This is a genomic window from Novosphingobium sp. YAF33 (genome assembly GCF_052113265.1).
In the GTDB taxonomy this organism is placed as follows: Bacteria; Pseudomonadota; Alphaproteobacteria; order Sphingomonadales; family Sphingomonadaceae; genus Novosphingobium.
This window is the reverse complement of sequence record NZ_JBFRCW010000006.1, coordinates 221000-237808: the sequence shown is the minus strand read 5'-3', so window position 1 is coordinate 237808 and position 16809 is coordinate 221000. Positions and strand designations below refer to the sequence as shown.

10 protein-coding genes are annotated in these 16809 nt (G+C 67.9%); 5 read left to right on the top strand and 5 right to left on the bottom strand.

Going from position 1 to position 16809, the window contains the following annotated elements; all coding sequences use genetic code 11:
* Window positions 1-47: 47 nt before the first annotated feature.
* On the top strand, window positions 48-1238 hold the full coding sequence (locus tag AB4Z00_RS13860) for an NAD(P)/FAD-dependent oxidoreductase (protein WP_442046339.1): 1191 nt from the start codon (window positions 48-50) through the stop codon (window positions 1236-1238).
* A gap of 52 nt (window positions 1239-1290) precedes the next feature.
* On the opposite strand, the gene AB4Z00_RS13855 is transcribed toward AB4Z00_RS13860, so the two are convergent.
* The 4 genes from AB4Z00_RS13855 to AB4Z00_RS13840 all read right to left on the bottom strand — a co-directional run bounded on the left by AB4Z00_RS13855 (window position 1291) and on the right by AB4Z00_RS13840 (window position 7495).
* Window positions 1291-3018, bottom strand: a complete 1728-nt coding sequence (locus AB4Z00_RS13855) for a hypothetical protein (RefSeq protein ID WP_442046338.1) — start codon at window positions 3016-3018, stop codon at window positions 1291-1293.
* Window positions 3015-4733 carry an Hsp70 family protein gene (locus AB4Z00_RS13850; RefSeq protein WP_442046337.1) on the bottom strand — a complete coding sequence of 573 codons (1719 nt, stop codon included), beginning with the start codon at window positions 4731-4733 and terminating at the stop codon, window positions 3015-3017. The genes AB4Z00_RS13855 and AB4Z00_RS13850 overlap by 4 nt, the downstream gene beginning before the upstream one ends.
* Window positions 4734-4932: 199 nt before the next feature.
* Complete coding sequence (locus tag AB4Z00_RS13845) at window positions 4933-6093, bottom strand: LacI family DNA-binding transcriptional regulator (protein ID WP_442046336.1); 1161 nt, start codon at window positions 6091-6093, stop codon at window positions 4933-4935.
* A gap of 22 nt (window positions 6094-6115) precedes the next feature.
* Window positions 6116-7495, bottom strand: coding sequence for an MFS transporter (locus tag AB4Z00_RS13840; RefSeq protein WP_442046335.1), 1380 nt, complete (start codon window positions 7493-7495; stop codon window positions 6116-6118).
* A 220-nt stretch (window positions 7496-7715) separates the two neighbouring features.
* On the opposite strand from AB4Z00_RS13840, the gene AB4Z00_RS13835 reads away from it, so the two are divergent.
* Both AB4Z00_RS13835 and AB4Z00_RS13830 read left to right on the top strand, forming a co-directional pair.
* Window positions 7716-8840, top strand: a complete 1125-nt coding sequence (locus tag AB4Z00_RS13835) for a glycoside hydrolase family 68 protein (protein ID WP_442046334.1) — start codon at window positions 7716-7718, stop codon at window positions 8838-8840.
* Window positions 8841-9126: 286 nt separating this feature from the next.
* Entirely contained in the window at window positions 9127-13857 is a 4731-nt protein-coding gene (locus AB4Z00_RS13830; protein ID WP_442046333.1) for an NAD-glutamate dehydrogenase domain-containing protein, read from the top strand.
* Between the two features lie 334 nt (window positions 13858-14191).
* Here AB4Z00_RS13830 and AB4Z00_RS13825 read toward each other — a convergent pair whose 3' ends face one another.
* Complete coding sequence (locus tag AB4Z00_RS13825) at window positions 14192-14653, bottom strand: Lrp/AsnC family transcriptional regulator (protein ID WP_132265189.1); 462 nt, start codon at window positions 14651-14653, stop codon at window positions 14192-14194.
* 107 nt (window positions 14654-14760) lie between these two features.
* Between AB4Z00_RS13825 and phhA the strand changes: the two genes are divergently transcribed.
* Window positions 14761-15618, top strand: coding sequence for a phenylalanine 4-monooxygenase (phhA, locus tag AB4Z00_RS13820; protein ID WP_442046332.1), 858 nt, complete (start codon window positions 14761-14763; stop codon window positions 15616-15618).
* Window positions 15615-16757, top strand: coding sequence for a 4-hydroxyphenylpyruvate dioxygenase (gene hppD, locus AB4Z00_RS13815; protein WP_431568338.1), 1143 nt, complete (start codon window positions 15615-15617; stop codon window positions 16755-16757). Before phhA ends, hppD begins: the two co-directional genes overlap by 4 nt.
* Window positions 16758-16809: the final 52 nt, after the last annotated feature.

Below are 16809 nucleotides of genomic sequence, written 5' to 3'. Positions count from 1 at the left end.
CCCGCGATCCCCACTGCTCGTCCGCTGTCAGCCGAAAGGCCCAGGCCTTGAAAGACGCCTACGACGCCATCGTCCTTGGCGCAGGAGCCGCCGGGCTGTTCTGTGCGGCCTCCGCCGGGCAGCGGGGCAAGCGCGTGCTGCTGCTCGACCATGCCGACCAGCCGGGCAAGAAAATCCTGATTTCAGGGGGCGGGCGGTGCAATTTCACCAATCTCGACACGGCGCCCGATCGCTATCTTTCCAGCAATCCGCACTTCGCCAAGTCGGCGCTGAGCCGCTACACACCGGCCGATTTCCTCGAACTGGTGGAGGCCTACGGCATCGCCTGGCACGAGAAGACGCTGGGCCAGCTGTTTTGCGACGGATCGGCGCGGCAGATCGTCGACATGCTGCTGGAAGAATGCGCTAGGGGCGGGGTCGAGGTGAACTGCGGCGATGCCCTGGGTGAGATCGCTCATGCCGACGGCCGCTACCGCGTGGCCTTCGGCGGCCGCGTCGCCGAGGCTCCGGCGCTGGTGATCGCCACCGGCGGGCCATCGATCCCGAAGATGGGCGCCACCGGCTTCGCCTACGATCTTGCACGGCAGTTCGGCCTCAAGGTCGTGCAGCCGCGCCCGGCCCTGGTACCGCTGACGCTGGCCGGGGACGAGGCGCTGTTTCGCGAGCTTTCGGGGGTCTCGACGGAAGTGATCGCGCGGGTCAGCGGCAAGGAGGCGGGGAAGGCGGCCTTCCGGGAAGCGGCGCTGTTCACCCATCGCGGGCTGTCCGGTCCGGCGATCCTGCAGATTTCGAGCTACTGGCAGCGCGGCCAGACGGTGACCACGCAGTTCATGCCCGGTCGGGCGGAAGGCTGGCTCAAGGACGCCAAGCGCGAACGCCCGCGCACAAGCTTGCGCAAGGTTCTGGCCGAGGCCTTGCCGGACCGCCTGGCGGAAGCGCTCTGCGAGAGGCTGGCCCTCCCCGGCGAACTCGGCGCCATGTCCGACAAGGCGCTGGGCGCTGCCGAAGCAAAGCTGGCGCGCTGGCCATTCGTGCCGGACGGTTCGGAAGGGTTCGCCAAGGCCGAAGTGACGGCGGGCGGGATCGATACCGGCGCGCTTTCGTCCAAGACCATGGAAGCGCGCAAGGTGCCGGGGCTCTACGTCATCGGCGAGGCGGCCGACGTGACGGGCTGGCTGGGCGGCTACAACTTCCAATGGGCCTGGGCGAGCGCTCGCGCCGCCGGACTGGCGCTCTAGCGGCTTCGGGTGTCTCTGGCGCGGGCCTGGCGAATTCTGCCCGGGCACCGCGTCACAGCGTCATCAGGATCTCGCGGCGGTTCGCGCCCTTCCAGGCCAGGGTGCGGTCCAGCAGGGCGATCGTGACGGCGCAGCCGGTGGCATCGTCGCCCTTGCCCGACATGGCCTCGCGCACTTTGTCATGGCTCAGGCGAGTCGTGCCGACCACTTCGTCGATCAGTTCGCCGGGTACCATGGCGGTCCGCTCGCCGTGGTCCTGCGGGCGACCGAGCTTGCCGGTTTCCGCGAGGTGCGCCGCGAATTCACGCTCTTTCCCGCGCAGTTCGGGCGGGACCGGGGTGATCCCGTCGAGCACGCCGGAATTGCGCAAGTGGATGCAGGCCGCATCGCTCTGCGCCCGGGCCGCGCGCAATTGGGCAAGGCGCAGGGTCATGGCGGTGTCGAGGTCTGCGCCCGGCAATTCGCGGCCATTGAGGAAGCTGCGGCCGCGCACGATCTCCACGGACTTGCGCACGACGGCGGACTGGTCCTGCCCGTTCTCCAGCAGGTCGCGCGCCTGCGCATTGAGCAGCCCGGCCAGTTCCGGCTGACGGTCCCATAGCCAGGACGGGTCGTGGCCTTCTCCGAAGGTCTCCTCGACGGCGGCCTGCATGGCGGCCCAGCTATCGTGCTCCAGCGTGGAGCGACGGCCCGAAGGGCTGTCCGCCAGTGCCAGTACGACCCCCAGGGCGATCACGCCCAGCAGCACCAGGAGACCGGCGGCGAAAGGATTGCCGCCTTCCCACGAGGCGACGCGTTCCGGCGCGAAATGGGTTTCCAGCTCGGGGAAGTTCTTGCGCACGCCGCGCAGCAGGCCGTCCACGTCGCCTTGCGCGGGCTTGCGGAGCATGCGGAACAGGCCGGCCTTGCCGGGTCGGGCCAACTCGTTCCACGCCTTGTGATAGCGGTGGCCGGGCTGGAGCACGTTCTGCTGGAAACGATAGCCCCGCAGGCGCGCGCCAAGGAAGGCGACGCCGGGGCGCGCGTCGTGAGCGGCCCATTCCCGTTCCCAGCCGAAGGCTGCATTGGCATCCTCCAGCAACGGCGCCGAGCGGGGCCATCCGCGGGCGAGGACTTCGGCCAGCCAGTCCTCGATCTGCTGGGCGCGGGTGATATGGGCCTGCGCGGCATCGTCCAGGATCTTGCGCAAGGCGCGCGTGGCTTGCCGTGCCTCGGTTTCGGAGAGCGGCTCGCTGGCTGCTGCGCTCTCGGGATCGAGCAGGATCGCCAGTCGCTCGGCAGGGCTTTCGCCGGGCCGCAGGCCCAGCGCATCGTCGGCGGCGTGGTTGCCCGGCAGGAAGGGCGCGGTGAACGGATCGATGGTGGTGAGCGGAATGCCCGCGCCGCTCACGCCCTCGCGCGCGGCGGCGGCGGCCCAGGCCATGCGGCCGAGCATGGTGGTGTCGTCCGGCTCGCCCGGGCGGGCGGCCAGCGGCTGGGCGCCGCTCCATTCGCCCGGCAGTTCCGGCGCGGCGTAAGTCCAGCGCGCGGGCGCTTCGGGAGAAGGTCCGAATTCCGGCTCGAACTCCGCATCCTCGTCGATCGGTTCCGGCTCTTCGGTCGCGGCGGCGGCCATGCCCCGCGCCAGGCGCAGCGCATGGTCGCGGGCCTCGCGAAGCTGCGCGAATCCCTCGATGTCCCGGTCCACGTCCATGGCCTTCAGCCGCGCGGCATAGGCCTTGCGGATGAAGGCGGTGTCGGCCGTCATGCCGATGCCGAGGATCGACCAGGGGGCGTTCATAAGGGGCTGCTCCCTTCGACTTCGTCCAGCCGGGCGGCGAGGACAGCGCGGGCATCGGCGATGCTTCGCGGGTCCTGGGTATCCAGCGCACCGGCGAACAGCGTGATCCAATGGCCGATCGCCTGGCGGACGTCGCCGATGTGATCCTCGTAGCAGCGTTCGGCGCGGGCCATCAGCGCGACGTGAGCGGCATCCTCGCGGGGATGGAACTTGAGCCTGGCCAGGGCCGCGCGGCGCTCATCCAGTTCCTTGCGGCCGGGCCGGTCTTCCTCGTCGACGATGACGAGGTTGCGCTCGGTACCGTTGACCGGGATGTGGACGTCGATCTCCAGCAGCCCGGAACTGTCGTAGGAGAAGCGCACTTCCGCCGAGACTTCGCCGGCCGGGCGCGGCGGCACGGGGATGGCGATGTGGCCCAGCTTGACGTTGCCGCGCACTTCGCGGGCTTCGCCCTGGTAGATGCCGAATTCCAGCGTCTTCTGGTTGTCGCCCAGAGTGGAATAGGTATTCACTCGCGAGACCGGAACCGGCGTATTGCGCTCTATCACCGGCGAGAACAGCCCGCGCTGCAAGCCGCCGTGGCCGTCCTGCTCCGCCACTTCGACGCCGAGCGTGAAGGGGCACACGTCAGTGATGCGGATCTCGTCCAGCGCCGCGTCGCGGCCCAGCAGCGCGGCCTGCATCGCCGCCCCCAGCGCGACGGCGTGGTCGGGATGGACCGAGGCATTGGGGAACCGGCCGAACAGGCGGGTGATCGCCCGGCGTATCACCGGCATGCGCGTTGCCCCGCCGACCAGCACGATCTCGGAGAGTTCCGAAGCGTCGATCGCGCAATCGCGCAAGGCCCGGACGACGGGTTCGCGCAGCCGGCGCAGCAGCGGTTCGGAGGCGCTCTCGAACTCGGCCTCGGTAATCGTGCCGGCGAGGCGTTCCTCGCCCAGAACTACCGCGAATTCCGCTTCGGGGGCTGTGGTCAGGGCGCGGCGGCAGCTCTCGGCCGCGCGTTTGAGCAGCGCCTCGCGCCGGTCGGCGGGCAAGGCGTCCAGCCTGGCTTCCGGATCAATGCGCGGCTTGGCGAAGGCTGCCAGGGCATGGTCGAAATCGTCCCCGCCCAGCCGGTTGTCCCCGGCCGAGGCGCGCACTTCGACGATGCCGTCGAACATCTCGACCACCGAGACATCGAACGTCCCGCCGCCGAGGTCGAAGACGAGGAACGGCTCGCGGTCACCCTTGTCCTGAAGGCCGAAGGCAAGAGCGGCCGCGGTCGGTTCGTTGATGAGGCGGCGCACGGCAAGCCCGGCCAGTTCGCCCGCACGGCGCGTCGCCTTGCGCTGGCGGTCGTTGAAGTAGGCGGGGACGGTGATGACGGCCTCGGTCGGGCGTTCGCCGGTCAGCGCCTCGACATCGGCGGCGAGCGCGCTCAGCACCAGCGCCGAGAGGTCCTCGGCAGCATAGTCCTTGCCGCCGAGCCGGCTTCCCAGCCGGGCCGTGGCGGCGGTGCCCATCAGGCGCTTGAAGCTGGTGGCAGTATCCTGCGGATGCGCGGCAAGGCGGTCCAGCGCGGAACGGCCAATCCATGCCTGGCCGCCGGCTGCGACGGAGACGGCGGAAGGGGTCAGCAATTCGCCCAGGGCATTGGGCACGAGCACGGCTTCGCCGTCCTGCCAGATCGCCACGGCACTGTTCGTCGTCCCCAGATCGATCCCGATCAGCATCCCGCCGTGCCGCTCACTTCCCGGACCACCGAAAAAACCCCCTCATCTTCGCACTTTGTCCCGCCGGGCGTGATTCCACCGGCGAGGCAATCGTTGCCTAGAGCATTTTCGGCGCAGGTGGAATCACCAGAAGGCCGGGAAATGCCCAGGCAGGAAAAAGAGCGGGAAACGGGCGGATGGAGACGAAAGCCGGCGGCGATCAGCTCTGCGTGGTCTGGCGCACGACGAGGCGGGGCGGCATGACCAGGCTCTGGGTGGGCAGCCCTTCGATCCGGGCCCTGAGCTTTTCGACCAGCGCCCGCGCGCCCTCGGCGATTTCCTGTCGGATCGTGGTGAGCGGCGGCGTGGTCTGCGCGGCCAGCGGCAGGTCGTCGAAACCGACGATCCGCACCTGTCCGGGAACCGCGCGGCCCATGTCGTGCAGGATGCGCAGGGCTGACATGGCAATCAGGTCCGACGCGGCGACAATACCGTCTATCGGGCCATCGATCGCGCGACCGGCCGTGGCGAGCGCCTGTTCGATCTGTGGTCCCATCGATTCGTCCGCCAGTTCGACCGGGAGATGGACGAAGGGCGCGCCGGCCGCCTCGGCCGCCATGGCGGCGCCGCGATAGCGGGTGGCGATCTCGATCCCGCCGGTCTGGCCCAGGAAGGCGAGATTGCGGGCGCCCGCAGCCAGCAGATGCTCCACGGCGACGCGGCCGCCCAGTTCGTTGTCGGTGCCGACCACGCAGTGGCTCTGGCCGCTGCGATAGTGGCCCCAGACGACCATGGGGCGGTAGGTCTGCGACACCCGTTCGATCACCGGGAACTGGTCCGACTGGCCGATGACGATGATCCCGTCGACCATGCCCGACCCGCTGAGACGCTCCAGCCAGTCCGTCGAGCCGTCCGGCATCGCGCGGCTGAGCATGACGTCGTAGCCGCTCTCGGTCAGCTCGTCCGCCAGATGGCCCAGCAGCGTCAGGAAGAACGGGTCGGAGATGTGCTGGCGCTTTTCATGGCCGAGCGGAATAACCACGCCGATCACCCCGGTACGCCCGGTGCGCAGCTTGCTGGCCATCTGGTTCGGCTTGAATCCGTGCTGGCGGGCCAGCGCCTGGATGCGATCGCGCGTCTCGGCATTGACCAGGGCCTTGCCGGCCAGGGCGCGCGAGACGGTTCCTGCCGAAACGCCGGCGATGCGGGCGAGATCGGCCAGGGTGCGGACATGGGGGCGGTCGCCATGCCCAGCCCCGCCATGCCCAGCTCCAGCATGCAGGCCCCCTTCTAGCAGGCCACCCTCATTCGGCGCGGCTTCGGTCCCTTCAAGCGGGCCGGGCGCCGGCATGTCCATCAGCTGATCGTCGTTCCCCGCCATCCATCTTCCTTTTTCCGGCCGGCTAACTGTTCGAATCCCGCGGCGGAAGCGGGTGGTCCGTTTGATATCTGTGTGTTCCACGCTGCGGCCGGCGCGGGGCGACTGCCAGAAGCGTCGCGCCTGCACCGGCCAGCATCAGGAACCCGGCCAGGACCAGCGCATTGCGCGGATCCGAAGCCAGCAGCGATTTATAGATCAATGGCATCGTCACCGTCTCGATCAACATGGGCGCCACGATTAAAATATTGAAAAGACCAACGTAGAGCCCGGTCCGTTCGGGAGGGATCGCGCTGGCGAGAATGATGTAGGGATTTGCCATCATTCCGGCCCAGCCGAGGCCAAGTCCGATCATCAGCGGCGCCAGGGCGGCCATCGAATTGGCCTGGGGTATCAAGAGCATGGCCAGTCCCGAAGCGGCGAGGCAGGCCATGTGAATCCATGCCGCGCCGAATCGCCGCACGAGGGGGATGAGCGCCAGCGCCGCGGCGAAGGCGATGGCGTTGTAAAGTGCGCCGAGTTGCTGGGTCTCCAGGATCGCCGCGCGATAGGCGGGCGTGGCGGGGTCGGACGTGCCGTGGATCGAACGGGCCAGCGCGTCGGTTATGAACTGCCAGTAGACGAACATCGCATACCATTGGCAGAGCATCGAAGGCGCCAGCCGCCGCATCGGCGCCGGCATTTCCCGCAAGGCCGCGCCAAGCTCGCGCAGCAGCGCGCGCGGGGCCAGGGAGGTCGCGGTTTCGCCGCCGGTTTGCAGCCCGCCATCCGCTTCCGCAAGCGGCAGTTCCGGCACGCGCAGGAGCGACCACACCACGGTGGAAAGCGAGAGCACGGCGCCGATCGCGAAGGCCACGCGGACGATGGCGGGAATGCCGTTGGCGTCCAGCAGGTCACGGTCGATCGTGGCGGCCAGCAGCGAAGGCGCAAGGTAGGACAGTGTCTGGGCGAGGCCGGTGAAGGCGCTTTGGGTAAGAAAGCCGGTGGCCCGCTGCGCGGGACGCAGCCGGTCGGCCACATAGGCGCGATACGGCTCCATGGTCACGTTGTTGCCCGCGTCCAGCAACCAGAGCAGGGCCGCGGCGGCCCAGAGCGAGGGCGAATAGGGCATGGCGAGCAGGCACAGCGAGCAGATCACCGCGCCGATCAGGAAGTAGGGCGTGCGCCGCCCGAAGCGGGACCGGGTACGATCGCTCATCGCGCCGACCAGGGGTTGCACGATCAGCCCCGTCATCGGCCCGGCCAGCCAGAGCAGCGGCAGGATCGCCTCGGTAGCGCCGAGCGTGCGGTAGATCGGGCTCATATTGGCCTGTTGCAGACCGAAGCTGAACTGGAGACCGAAGAAACCGAGGTTCATTTCGCAGATGCGCAGCAGCGAGAGTTCGGGCTTTGCGCCTGGATTCATGGGCTCCTCCGAACTTGCGGCCGTGCCTTGTTCTATCGCGAAACCGGTGCGCTTCAAATCCGTCGATCTACCGCCCTGGCATTGGGCCGGGGTTTTAGCGGCGATTTCCTAGGTTTAATTGCGGAATTGACGAAAAGTCACGGATACCCTGCAATCCATTGCTCGCTGCCGAGCCGTGAAGCTCCGAGTCTAAAGTCCTCGATTGCAGGGATATTCGCGCATGTCCGAAACCGAACTGGCCCTCTCGCCGCTGCCGTGGACTGCCCGCGATCTCGCGCGGCTGGAAGCAGGCGCCTTCGACAGGGCGCCGCGGCTGGAGGACGCGGACGTCCGCCGCATTTCGCGCGATCTGGACGTCTGGGACGCCTGGCCGCTGGCCGATATCGATGGCACGCCGCGGCGTTGGCGCAGCGGCGAACTGTGGTTCGCGCTCGCCGCTCCGGCTTTTGCCGACCCCGAGATGCGTCATGCCCACGCGCGCATCCACCACTTCCATCGCAAGGACGGACGCTTCCGCCATCTCGGCGCGACGTTCCCGGACGGGTTTACGCCCGGCAGCCGCGAATGGTCCGGTTCCGCCACGATAGAGGACGGGGTGGCGACACTGCGCTTCACCGCGGCGGGGCTGCGGGGGGAGCGCGATCCCTCGTTCCGTCAGCGCCTCTTTGCCAGCCGGGCGCGGCTGCCGGAGAGCGGAGAGGCCTTTGGAGACTGGTCCGAGCCGGAGGAAATCGTCGCGCCGGCGGACCTCCACTACATGACCCGGCACGAGGGCGGCGGTCGGGCCGGGGCGATCAAGGCGTTTCGCGATCCCAGCCTGTTCCGCGCGGCGGACGGTACGCGCTACGTGCTGTTCACGGCCTCTTCGGCCGTGCGGCGCGGCGCCCATAACGGGGTGATCGGTCTGGCGCGGCAAGAGTCGGACGGCATGTTCGCCAAACTGCCGCCACTGGTCGACGCGGCAGGCGTGAACAACGAGCTGGAGCGGCCGCATATCGTGAGCCATGGGGGGCTCTGCTATCTCTTCTGGTCGACCCAGGCAGGTGTCTTCGCGCCGGGGATCGCCGCGCCCACCGGGCTTTACGGGGCGGTCTCCACCGGGATCGGCGCGCCGTGGCGTCTGCTCAACGGGCACGGGCTGGTTTTCGCCAATCCCGAGGACGCGCCGTGGCAGGCCTATAGCTGGTGGGTGCTGCCAGACCTGCAAGTCGCCAGCTTCGTCGATTACCGGGGTGCGGGCGAAGGGCCGAAGCGGGGCAAACCACGCGGGAGAGCGCACTTCGGGGGCACTTTCGCGCCCTTCCTCCAGCTTCGGCTGGACGGTGCCAGGGCCGGGCTCGGCTAGGCGGCAATTCCCTCCGCCGCCGAAGTGCAAATAAATCAATTTCGCACCGTTAAACGAATGTTGCGTGACAGGGAAATCACGTTACAACCTCGCCATGCCGACGAGACCGGCCGGTCGCTTCGGGTCGCCGCATCGTCATGTGTGTGGTTGAAAAGGCCCTGCCGTCATCTTTCGCCCGTGGCGGAAAAGCGGAAGGATGCCGGATCGCTGGACCGGCCCTATATTCGTCGTCTGGCAGCAGGCGCACTGCGACGCCTCGCCTGCCGTTGATATGCGGGAGAATGCAATGAGCGCAGACGATCTGACCGCCGCCCCCAAGACCCGAACCAAGCCGAGTCGCAAGGCCTCCGCGCTGCAGCCTGCCATCGTGGCGCGCATCCGCGATTCGCTGCTGCCCGGCGACGCGCCCGATGAAGGCGCCTGGGTCGAGGAAGCCGCGCACGTCCTGCTCGAACTGGCCGCGCACCGCGCGCCCGAGACGCCGGTGATCGAGATCGCTTCGGAGAACGACGAGCGCCGCTATCTGCGCATCGCCATCGTCAACGACGACATGCCCTTCCTGGTCGACTCGGTCGCCGCGGTCATTGCCGAGGCGGGCCTCGTGATCGACCGTCTGGCTCACCCGGTCGTTCGCGTGGAGCGCGATGCCAAGGGCGACCTCGTCGCCCTCCCGGAAGAGGCCGGCGAAGGCGCGCGCCGCGAATCGATGATCTACATCGAGACCGCCCGTGCCGATGCGCGCCAGCGCCGCGACATCCAGGCCGCGCTGGAAACCACGCTGGCCGACGTGCGGATCGCCGTGGCCGACTGGCCGAAGATGGTCGAGGCGATGGACGCCGATGCCGACCGCGTCGACGATGCCGAAGGCGCCGAGCTTCTGCGCTGGTTCGCCGGCGGCATGCTCACCCAGCTGGGCCATGTCACCCGCCGCCGCGACGGCAGCCATGCCGACCAGCTCGGCGTGTGCAAGCGCGAGGCCCGCGACCTCCTGTCCGACGCCAGCTACGACCGCGCCTTCGAGACGTTCGATGCCCAGCTTGCCGCGGGCGAGGTGCGTGCGCCGATGGTCATCAAGGCCAATGTCATTTCCACCGTCCATCGCCGCGTACCGCTGGACCTGTTCCTGGTGCCGGTCATCGAGGGCGGCAGGATCGCCGCGCTTTCGGTCCATGCGGGCATGTGGACGAGCGCCGCGCTGGCCGTTGCGCCGGACCGGGTTCCCCGTCTGCGCCGCCTCCTGGCCGGGCTTGGCAGCAAGCTGGGCTTCGACCCGGGCGGCCACACCGGCAAGGCCCTGGCCCATGCCATGACCAGCCTGCCGCACGACCTGGTGCTGGGCTTCGGCGAAGCCGACGTCGAGCGCCTGGCCACGACGATGACCGCGCTGGTCGACCGTCCGCGCCCGCGCCTGGTGGTCACTGCCTCGCCGCTGTCGCGCCACCTTTTCGCATTCGTGTGGATCGCCCGCGACACGCTCTCCACCCAGATGCGCAAGCGCATCCAGGCGATGATCGAGGAAGCCGCACAAGCCCCCACCTTGGACTGGGCGCTCAGTGTCGAGGCGGGCAACCTGGCCATGCTGCGCTATACGCTCGACATTCGCGAGGGCACCCAGGCGCTTGACGAGGAAGCGCTCGACCACCGTCTGCAGGTCATGCTGCGCGGCTGGGGCGAGGCGGTGGAAGCCGCGCTGGCCCAGTCGCTCGAACCCGGCCGCGCCGCCGCCATCGCCACCCGCTATGCCGAAGGCTTCCCGATGGCCTATCGCAGCGACTACGGTCCGGGCGAGGCCGCCATCGACATCGGCCACATGCGCGGACTGGTGGTCGGCGATGCCGGTACCGAAGCGCGCGGCAGCCGCGGGGTGCGCCTCTACCAGCACGATTCGGGCGAAGCGCCGCAGCTTCGCCTCAAGATCTACCAGGCCGAGGGCAGCCTGCCCCTCTCCGACGCGGTGCCCGCGCTGGAGAACTTCGGCTTCCGGGTGCTGGCGGAAATGCCGACCCCGCTCGACCGCGGCCGGATCGGCACGATCCACGATTTCACGCTCGCCCTGCCGACCGGCAGCGATGCGCGCGAGGTGCTCAAGCTGGCGCCGATGATCGAGGACGCCCTGGCCGGCGTGCTCAACAACCAGGCCGAGAACGATCCCTTCAACCGCCTGGTCCCCGGCCTCGGCCTCTCCAAGCGCGAGGCCGACTGGCTGCGCGCCTGGTATCGCTACTTGCGCCAGGCGGGCATGCACTTCGGTATCGGCACCGTGGTCGATGCGCTGCTCGGCGCTCCGGCCGTGACGCTGGGCATCATCGACTTGTTCCGCGGCATTCACGATCCCGCCTTCAAGGGCGACCGCGCCCAGGCCAAGGCCCAGGCGCAGGAAGCCATCCGCGCCGGCCTGGCCGAGGTCAACGCCATCAACGACGACCGCGTCCTGCGGGCCTTCCGCGATGTCGTGGCCGCCATGCTGCGCACCAATGCCTTCGCGCCCGCCGGTGAGACTGCGCTGGCCTTCAAGTTCGATTCCGCGCTGGTCCCCGGCCTTCCCAAGCCGCTGCCCTGGCGCGAGATCTTCGTCTATTCGCGCCGCGTGGAAGGCATCCACTTGCGCGCAGGCCCTGTCGCGCGCGGCGGACTGCGCTGGTCCGACCGCCGCGACGACTATCGCACCGAAATCCTGGGCCTGATGAAGGCGCAGCGCGTGAAGAACGCGGTGATCGTGCCGACCGGCGCCAAGGGCGGCTTCTATCCCAAGCAGCTTCCCGATCCGGCGCTCGACCGCGCCGGATGGGCGGCCGAGGGGCAGGCGAGCTACGAGATCTTCATCGGCACCTTGCTCTCGATCACGGACAATATCGTCGCGGACAAGGTCGTGCACCCCAAGGGCGTGGTGATCCTCGACGGCGAGGACCCCTACTTCGTGGTCGCGGCGGACAAGGGAACGGCCAAGTTCTCCGACGTCGCCAACGGCATCGCCGAATCGCGCGACTTCTGGCTGGACGACGCGTTCGCCAGCGGCGGCTCCAACGGCTACGACCACAAGGCCATGGGCATCACCGCGCGCGGCGCCTGGCTTTCGGTGCAGCGCCACTTCCTGGAAATGGGCGTGGACGTGCAGAACGACCCGGTCCGCGTGATCGGCTGCGGCGACATGTCGGGCGACGTGTTCGGCAACGGCATGTTGCTCTCCCGCTCGCTCAAGGTCGTGGCCGCTTTCGACCACCGCCACATCTTCCTCGACCCGGACCCCGATGCCGCGAAAAGCTGGGCCGAGCGTCGGCGCATGTTCGACCTGCCGCATTCGAGCTGGGAAGACTATGACAAGGCGCTAATCTCCAAGGGCGGCGGCGTGTTCTCGCGCAAGTCCAAGTCGATCGCGCTGACAGACGAAGTCCGCGCCGCCCTGAGCATCGAGGCGAACGAGCTGGACCCCGAATCGCTGATCTCGGCGATCCTCTGGGCGCCGGTCGACCTGCTGTGGTTCGGCGGAATCGGCACTTACGTGAAGTCCTCCGGCGAGAACAACGCCACTGTGGGCGATCCGGCCAACGATGCCTTGCGTGTCAGCGCCAACGAACTGCGCGTGCGCGTGATCGGTGAAGGCGCCAACCTGGGCGTCACCCAGGCCGCGCGCATCGAATTCGCCTCCAGGGGCGGGCGCATCAACACCGACTTCATCGATAACTCGGCAGGCGTCGACTGCTCGGACAACGAGGTCAACATCAAGATCGCGCTCGCCGCCGCCAAGCGGGCCGACAAGCTCACCGAGGAAGAGCGCGTCGAACTGCTGCGCGAGATGACCGACGAAGTGGCCGAGCTGGTGCTGGAGGACAACCGCCTCCAGGCCCTGGCGCTTTCCATCGCCGAGCGCGGCGGGGCGACGGCCATGCCTTCGCATATCCGCTTGATCGAGACGCTGGAGGAAGGCGGCAACCTCGACCGCAAGACCGAGGGGCTGGCCGACAACGAAACGCTCGGCCGCCGCGCGCAGGACGGACGCGGGCTGACCCGCCCCGAATTGGCGGTGCTGCTGTCCAGTGGCAAGCTGGTGCTTCAGGCGGCGATCGAGAACTCGGCCCTGGCGACGGATGCAACGCTCCAGCCGATGCTGCTGGCGGCCTTCCCGCAGCCGATGCAGGCCAGGTTCGCCCGCTTCATCGAAGGCCACCGCCTGGCCGGCGAGATCATCGCCACCAAGCTGGCCAACCGCATCGTCAATCGCCTGGGCATCGTCCATCCCTTCGAACTGGCCGAGGAGGAGGGCGCGGACCTTGCGCAAGTCGCCGCCGCCTTCGCGCTGGCGGAGCAGCTCTTCGATCTCGACGCCCTCTGGGAACGCCTCGAAGTGGCGCCGATGAGCGAAGACGCCCGCATCGCGTTGTTCGACCGCACGGCCGGCGTGGTGCGCGGGCACATGGCGGACCTGCTGCGGGCGGGCGCGGGACAGGCCGCGCCGTCCGAAGTCATGGCCCGGATCGGCAAGCCGGTGGCCACGCTCTCGGTCGATACGCACGAGCTGCTGGGCGAACGCATCGTCGCGCATTCGAAGAAGCTGCGCAGCGGCCTGCTCGAACTCGGCGCGCCCGAGGACGAGGCGGGCATGGTGGCCAACCTCTACGACCTCGACGGGGCCGTAGGCATCGCCGCGCTGGCGGCCGATGCCGGGATCGATCCGCGTCAGCTGGTGGGGGCCTTCACCCGCATCGGCGCGGGACTGGGGCTGGACTGGGCGCAGGCCAGTGCCTCGATCATGAACCCTTCGGACCCGTGGGAGCGCCTGCTCGTCGCCGGTCTTGCCCGCGACTTCCAGCAGATGCGCCTCGACTTCCTGAAGCGCCTGGCCGCGACCAAGGCCGGCAAGTCCGACCCGGCCGCCGCCGCCGAGGAATGGGGCCGCGCGCATATCGCCGCGATCCAGACCTTCCGCGCGATGGTGCAGCGCGCGGAAAACACCGTGCCGCTGAGCCCCGCCATGCTGGCGCAGATCGCCAGCCAGGCGCGGAACCTGCTCGGCCGGTAAGTGGAGACGGGTCAGGGGTTTTCTCCTGCACCGTCTCCATTCCTTTCGTCATTGCGAGCGGAGCGAAGCAATCCAGAGTCGCGCAGAGCCGCTCTGGATTGTTTCGTCGGCTTCGCCTCCTCGCAATGACGAAGGTGGGGGGCAGGGGCGTAGGAGTGTGGGAGCGTGAGGACGACGGGCGTAGGGGCGAGTTGATGGCCGGACACGGCCCATCATCAGCGCGCAGGTCGGCCGAAATCTCACTCGTCATCCTGAAACAGGTTCAGGATGACGAGCATAGCGGGGCAGGCCGAGTGCCTTGCCGCACCTCCATCCCCGCCACCCAAACCACCCCTCACTCCAGCGGCAGGGTGCGCGGTTCCTTGATCGCCTCCAGCACGATGCTCGACTTCACGTCGCGCACGCCGGGAATGCGCACGAGCGTCTTCAGCGTGATCTGCGACAAGTGCTCCACGTCGCGGGCGATGATGTGGATGATGTAGTCCATGTCGCCGGTCACGGCGTGGCAGGCGATGACATAGGGATTGTCGCGGATCGCCTGTTCGAAGCGCGTGATGTTCTCGTCGATATGGGCGTTCAGGTTTATCAGCACATAGGCTTCCAGTTCGAAGCCGAGCTTGCGCGGGTCGAGCACCGGCGCATAGCCCAGGATCACCCCGTCGTCCTCCAGCCGCTTGATGCGGCGGCTGACCGGCGTGGCGGAAAGCGCGGTGCGTTCGGCCACTTGCGCCACCGGCATGCGCGCGTCTTCCTGCAAGGACGCGATGATCTTGCGGTCAAATAGATCCAGCTGCATGAATCCCCTGCCTTGAGCCGACTTACTGGTGGAATCCCCTTTTACAGGCCACCAGCGCGCGCGCAATCGCACGAATCTGCCATGAGACTTGTGGTATTCTCTAGGGAATGAAGAAGCCCTCCACCGAGACATCGACGAGCGAGCTTCGGGGAGAGTATGAAGGCGCTGCCGCGGACTACACGGTCGGGCAGGACTGGCATGCCTACACCCCCGAAATGCACGAACGCTGGCGCCGCCTTCATGCGCGGCAGTCGGCGCTTGTCGAGACATATGCCTGCCGCGCCTTCCGCGAGGGCCTGGCGCGGCTGGACTGCGCGGACGGCATCCCGCGCTTCGAGGATGCCAACGCGATCCTCGGCCCCGCCACGGGCTGGGAGCTGGTAGGCGTGCCGGGCTTCATTCCCGATGCCGTGTTCTTCGACCACCTTGCCCATCGCCGCTTCCCGGTAACCCGCTGGCTGCGCGAGGAGCATGAGCTGGACTATCTGGTCGAGCCGGACGTGTTCCACGATTTCTTCGGCCATGTGCCGATGCTGCTCGATCCCACCATCGCCGATTTCCTGGAGCTTTACGGCAAGGCCGGGGCGCGGGCCATGGCGATGGATGCGCTGGGGATGCTGGCGCGGATCTACTGGTACACCATCGAATTCGGGCTGGTCCGCGAGGACGGCGCGTTGAAGGTCTTCGGCGCCGGCATCATCTCCTCGGCCAGCGAAACCCGCTTTTCCATAGAGGATCGCGCGGTCCTGCGGCTGCCCTTCGATGCCGTGCGCGTCATGCGCACCGGTTACATGATCGATGCTTTCCAGAAGACCTACTTCGTCCTGGAGAGCCTGCCGCAGCTGATCGAGGATCTGGTCGGGCTGGATTTCGGCCCTGTCTACGAAACCTGGCGCGCGGCGCCGCCCATTCCTGCCGGAGAGACGCTTTCCGGCGAAATTCCTTTCGGAGAAACGCTTCCATGACCGACCTTCTCGAAACCTCCATCGAGCCAAATCCCATCGGACTGGACGGCTTCGAGTTCGTCGAGTTCTCGGCGCCGGAAAAGGGCGTGCTGGAGCCGGTGTTCGAGGCGATGGGCTTCACGAAGATCGCCCGTCACCGCTCGAAGGACGTGGAACTCTGGCGCCAGGGCGGCATCAATTTCATCACCAATTACGAGCCGCACAGCCCGGCCTGGTTCTTCAGCCGCGAGCATGGCCCTTCGGCCTGCGGCATGGGGTTCCGCGTTCGTGACGCCCGCGCCGCCTATGCCGAACTGCTGGCCCGTTCGGCCGAGCCGGTTTCGGTCGAGACCGGACCGATGGAACTGCACTTGCCGGGCATCCGCGGCATCGGCAACTCGATCATCTACCTGATCGACCGCTACGAGCGCGCCGATGAAAACGGCGAAAGCGACGGCGCCCTGTCGATCTACGACATCGACTTCGACTATCTGCCCGGCGTCGATCGCCACCCGGTCGGCGCCGGCTTCGACGTGATCGACCACCTGACCCACAACGTCTACGGCGGCCGCATGGCCTATTGGGCGGATTATTACGAGAAGCTCTTCAACTTCCGCGAGATCCGCTATTTCGACATCAAGGGCGAATATACCGGCCTCACCTCCAAGGCGCTCACCGCGCCGGACGGCAAGATCCGCATCCCGCTCAATGAAGAGGCCGAGGGCGGGAAGGGCCAGATCGACGAGTTCCTGCGCGCCTTCAACGGCGAGGGCATCCAGCACATCGCGCTGATCTGCGACGATCTCGTCGGCGCCTGGGACAAGCTCAAGGCGCTGGGCGTGCCGTTCATGACCGCGCCGCCGGAAACCTACTACGAGATGCTCGAAGAGCGGCTTCCCGGCCATGGCGAGCCTGCGGACCAGCTCAAGATGCGCGGCATCCTGCTCGACGGCACCACCGATGAAGTCGGCGCGGGCGGCCAGCCGCGCCTGCTGCTCCAGATCTTTGCCGAGGCCCGCGTCGGGCCGGTGTTCTTCGAATTCATCCAGCGCAAGGGCGACGACGGTTTCGGAAACGGCAATTTCAAGGCACTGTTCGAAAGCATGGAGCGCGACCAGATCCGCCGCGGCGTGTTGAAGGTGGAAGAGCCCGCCGGATAAGCGGCGCGGCGCACACGAAATTGGGAGAGACGGGCGGGCCCACGCAGGCTCG